This is a genomic window from Lentzea aerocolonigenes, assembly GCF_000955955.1.
In the GTDB taxonomy this organism is placed as follows: domain Bacteria; phylum Actinomycetota; class Actinomycetes; order Mycobacteriales; family Pseudonocardiaceae; genus Lentzea; species Lentzea aerocolonigenes_A.
Map to the genome: position 1 here is coordinate 1 of NZ_JYJG01000533.1, position 4,806 is coordinate 4,806.

At 68.9% G+C, this 4,806-nt stretch carries 2 protein-coding genes and 1 pseudogene; 2 read left to right on the forward strand and 1 reads right to left on the reverse strand.

Annotated features, from left to right (window positions below; genetic code table 11):
• A pseudogene (locus UK23_RS53430) lies at window positions 1-706 on the forward strand (MFS transporter); the annotation flags it as partial.
• On the opposite strand, the gene UK23_RS45860 reads toward UK23_RS53430, so the two are convergent.
• Window positions 703-3,315: an AfsR/SARP family transcriptional regulator gene (locus tag UK23_RS45860; protein WP_196778179.1), complete on the reverse strand. Its 2,613-nt coding sequence runs from the start codon at window positions 3,313-3,315 to the stop codon at window positions 703-705. The pseudogene UK23_RS53430 and the gene UK23_RS45860 overlap by 4 nt on opposite strands.
• A gap of 330 nt (window positions 3,316-3,645) precedes the next feature.
• On the opposite strand from UK23_RS45860, the gene UK23_RS45865 reads away from it, so the two are divergent.
• Window positions 3,646-4,779: an endonuclease/exonuclease/phosphatase family protein gene (locus tag UK23_RS45865; protein ID WP_045318146.1), complete on the forward strand. Its 1,134-nt coding sequence runs from the start codon at window positions 3,646-3,648 to the stop codon at window positions 4,777-4,779.
• Window positions 4,780-4,806: the final 27 nt, after the last annotated feature.

The window sequence follows — 4,806 nt, forward strand, 5'->3', positions numbered from 1 at the left end:
GCACCTGGTGGTGCCGCCGGGCGTCGATCCGCGCGCCATCGCCAGCCCGGCCGCTGTGCACGCGTTGCCCGAAGCGCTGAAGGCACCGATCGTCGCCGGGTACGCCGAGACGGTGTCGACGATGTTCCTGATCGCGGCGCCGATCGGTCTGGTCGCGTTGCTGGTGGCGTTCTTCCTGCCACAGGTGCAGTTGCGGGACACGTCCCGGGCCGCCGCGACGGGCAACAGCGGGGTGGGCGAGAGCTTCGCCGCGCCGCCGTCGAACTCCTACGACGAGCTGCGCAAACTGGTCTCCACCGTGGTCTCGAGGTCCAAGGACGATCCCGGCCTGGCGGTGTTGCGCCGGTCAGGAGTCGACCTGCCGTTGGAGCAGGCGTGGCTGCTCGGGCGGGTGTACCGGGCGTCGACGGACGACGGGATCGCGACGCTCGACGAGATCGCCGAGATGACCAAGGTGCCCGGCGGGATCTTCGAACCGACCGCACGGGCACTGGTGCAGTCGGGTCACCTGGCGAACGGCGGCGACGGGTACCGGTTCACCGATCGTGGCGCCGACGTGTTCACACAGCTCGTGCACGCGTGGCGGTGCTGGCTGCTCGACCAGCTCGAGGACTGGCACGAGCCGGACCAGCGCGACTTCGCGCAGGCGCTCGACTCGTTCACCGACGAGCTGATCGAGAGCGGCCGTCAGATGAGCCGCGTCTAGGTTCTCGTTCGCAGGGCCGTGGCTTCCGAGGTGCGGCCCTGTTCCTCGTACATCTCCAGCGCACGTGTCCACTGTTCGCGGGCTTCCGCTTGCCGTCCAGCCGCGTGGAGCACGTCGCCGAGGTGTTCCAGCACTGTCGCCTGCTCGGCCGAGTTGTCCAGCTCCCGGTACAGCGCCACCGCTTCTTCGTAGTGCGCGACGGCGTCGGCGTGCCGGCCGTCGTGGTGGGCGATGTGCGCCAGACTGTCCAAAGTGGCCGCTGCACCCTCGGAGTGACCGAGCTTGTTGTTGAGCAGCATGGCTTCCTCGCAGTAGGTGCGAGCTTCGGCGTACCGGTTGAGGCAGGCGTAACGCCAGCCGACCTCGTTCAGCGACTCGGCCTCGCGGATCTCGGACCCGGCCGCGCGGAACTTCTCCAAGCCCTGCAATGAGTGTTGGAGCGCCTTCTCCAGATCGCCTTCGAACTCCGCCGCCCACGCCATCGCCCGGTGCGCGGACCCGTGCGCCTCGTGGTCGTCGGACTGCGCGAACAGCTCCAGGCTGCGGTCGAAGTGCTGGTGCCCCAACGGCGACTGGCCCAGCTCGACGTAGTTCGCGCCCAGGCACATGTGCGCGGTGGCCTGCTTGCCCGCGTCGTTGAGAGCCTCCGCGGCTTCGAGCGCGCCGAGCCAGGCCTCGACGTCGTCCGACGTGCGTCCGCGTCGCAGGTGGTAGTTGTTCAGCGTGCGGCCGAGCATCCAGGCCACGTCGAAAGCGCCGCGCTGCAAGGCACTGCGCTGCTCGGTCATCAGGCAGGCGTGCTCGGCGTCGAACCACGCCATGGCGGCGGCGTTGTCCTTGAACTCCAGTACGTGACCGCTTTCGTGCTCCGGCAACACCTTGTGCGGTTCCAGCGTCATCGCCGCGGCCCTGGCCGTCGCCGCGTAGAAGTCGGCCAGCCTGCTGCCCGCGTCGGCTGCGAGGTCCGCCGCGTACAGCCCGACGAGGTCGTGCATCCGGTACCGCGCCGGGACGTGCTGCTGCACCAGGTGCGCGTTCTCCAGTTCCCGCAACACCATCCGGGTCTTCGTGGCGGGGCGGTCGAGCAGGGCGGCTGCCGCGGTGAGGCCGATGTCCTCCGAAGAAGTCGAGCCGAGCAGCTTGAAGGCTCTTGAGGCCTCGTCCGACAGCGCTGCCACCGACCACGAGAAGACCGCCCGCAGGTTCGTGCCGATCTCTCCCGCGTCCAGGGCGTCGAGGGGCTGTTCGCGCAGCTCCTCAGCGAACACGGCGAGCGGGAAGTCCGGGTCCATCGCGGCGCGGGCGGCGACGATCGAGAGCGCCAGCGGCAGCCCGCCGCACCAGTTCACCAGGTCTGCGACGACCTCGGGTTCCTCTGCCACCCGCTCGGTGCCGAGGCGTGCTTCCAGGAACTTCCGCGCGTCGGCCGGGTGCAGTGCGTCCAGGGAGATCGACCTGGCGCCGTGGGCCGCGACCAGTCCCGCCAGCTTCAGGCGGCTCGTGACCATGACCGTCGCGTCTGTGCCTGGCAGGAGCGGCACGACCTGTTCGGTGGACCGGGCGTTGTCGAGCAGCACCAGCATCCGTTTGCCGGTGATGAGACTGCGATAGCGCGCGGCCCGTGCGTCCAGCCCGGCGGGAATCGTCTGCTCCCCCAAGGCTTCCAGGAACTCGCGCAGCACGTTCTCCGGCGGCGTCGGCGTGGCCGTGGCGTCGAAGCCGCGCAGGTTCACGTACAGCTGGCCGTCCGGGAAGGCGTGCAGGTTCCGGTGCGCCCAGTGCAGCGCGAGCGCCGTCTTGCCGATGCCACCGGTGCCACCGATCGCCGTGATGACCACGGTTCCGGACGGGTCGAGTGCCTTGAGCTCGTCGGTGCGGCCGGTGAACCACGGGTGCGGCGCGGGCAGCTGTCGTGGGCCACCAGGTGTCGTCCCACCGGCCAGGATGCGCTGGTGCACGTCCTGCAGCGGCTTGCTCGGGTCCGCGCCGAGCTCGTCGGCGAGCCTGCGCCTGATGGTTTCGTAGTGCCGCAACGCTTCCGCGTCGTTGCCCGTCGCGTGCAGGGCCTGCATCAGTTGCGCGGCAAGGCGTTCGTCGTGCGGGCGTTCTTCCGCGGTTCGTTTCAGGGACGGCAGCAGCTCGGCGTGCCGGTTCTGGGCGAGCGCGAGGTCGTTGCGGTCGAGTTCGGCGGCGGTGCGTTCGGCGTGCAGGCTCTCGCGCAACGCGTCGAACCACGGCGACTCCAGGCCGTCCAGCGCCTCGCCCCGCCACAGCCCGAGCGCCTCGTCGAGGGCGCCCTGCCGCACGAGTGCGCGGAAGCGGAACAGATCGACCTGCGATGGGTCTATTTTCAGCCGATATCCGGCGGGTGAGCGCTCTATGTCCAGGCTGAGCAGTTTGCGGAGCTTCGACACGTACCCGTAGAGCGTGTCGCGGGCTCTGAGCGGCGCCCGCTCACCCCACACGCGGTCGAGCAGCCGGTCGACCGGTACCGGCTTCCCGTCCTCGACCAGCAGCGCCACCAGCACAGATCGTTGCCGGACGTGGCCGATCTCGACCACGTCATCTCCCTCACGCACCTCGACGGCGCCGAGCAGCCCGAACTCCAAGATCACCCCTCATCAGCCGATTCAAGGTTCATCCTAGGTTCGTCCTTGATCAAACGGGCAACGTTCCGGTCGCGGGCCGAACGGCTCGCGGGACATCTCCCGGATCAGCTGTCGAGGGGTATTCGTGAAGTCTCGCAATCTCGCCCTGGCAGCCTCCGGCGACGTGTCCGTCCACCGCAGCACCTGCCCGTGATCGGGTAGCCCGATGCTCGGAGGGCCCCTCTCGTCACCGGCAGCCCAGCCATGGGGCCCTCCACCGGTTCGTTGCCTCGAAAGATCACCCGAGCGGACCAGGGCGTACTTGTTCCTCCACATGCGACCCTGGAGTCGATGAGCCACACGCGAATCGGGTCGTTCAACGTGGAGAACATGTTCGAGCGCCCCAAAGTGATGGGCCGCAACGCCACCAAGCACGCGGCCCCGGTGCTGGCCGCCCACGCCCGGTTCAACGAACTGATCGCACTCGAGACGTACACGCCCGAGGTGAAGGAAGAGCTGCGCGAAAACCTGGTGACGCTGGAGTTGCTGCGAGGTGACCGCAGCAAGTACGCGATCCTGCGCCGCATCCGCGGCCGTTTCCTCGCGCGGCACCGCACCGGCGAAACCTCAGTCGTGGCAAGCGGTCGCGAGTCCTGGGTGGGTTGGGTCGAGCTCACCACCGAGCCGATCAGCGAGCTGGCCACCCGCCACACCGCGCAGGTGATGCGCGACGTCGGCGCCCACGTCCTCGGCGTGGTCGAGGCCGAGTCGCGCGAACTGCTGCACATGTTCTCCGCTTCCATGCTCAAGCACGTCGGCTGGACCCCCTACGACGAGGTCCACCTCATCGACGGCAACGACGAGCGCGGCATCAACGTGGGCCTGCTGACCCGCGACGCCCACGAGGTCATCACCATCCGCACGCACGTGTACGCGCGCGACACCTCGGGCATCGTCTTCTCCCGCGACTGCGCCGAGTACCACGTGCGCACCCCGTTCGGCCCCGAGGTCGTCGTGCTGGTGAACCACCTGAAGTCCAAGGGCTACGGCTCCCCCGGCGACCCGATCGGCGCGCGCCGCCGCTTCCGCCAGGCCGTCCGCATCGCGCGCATCGTGAACCGGCTGCGCGACGAGGGCCACGAGCACATCGCCGTCGTCGGCGACCTCAACGACACGGCCGACAGCGAGGCCCTGCGCCCGCTGTTCCAACGCACCGGGCTGCGCGACATCAGTGAGCACCCGGACTTCGAGTGGGACCACCGGCTCGGCACGTACCGCGGCGTGAACGAGAAGGGCAAGATCGACTACGTCCTGCTGACCCCCGCGCTGTTCGCGAAAGCCGTCGGCGGCGGGGTGTTCCGCAAGGGCGTGTGGCGCGGGCCGCGGACCAGGAACCGTTGGGACGTCTACGAAACCATGACCGACGAGGTGCACGCGGCTTCCGATCACGCCGCGATCTACGCCGACATCGACTGGTCGCTCTAGTAGTGCTTTGTCGGGTCAGCAAGAACC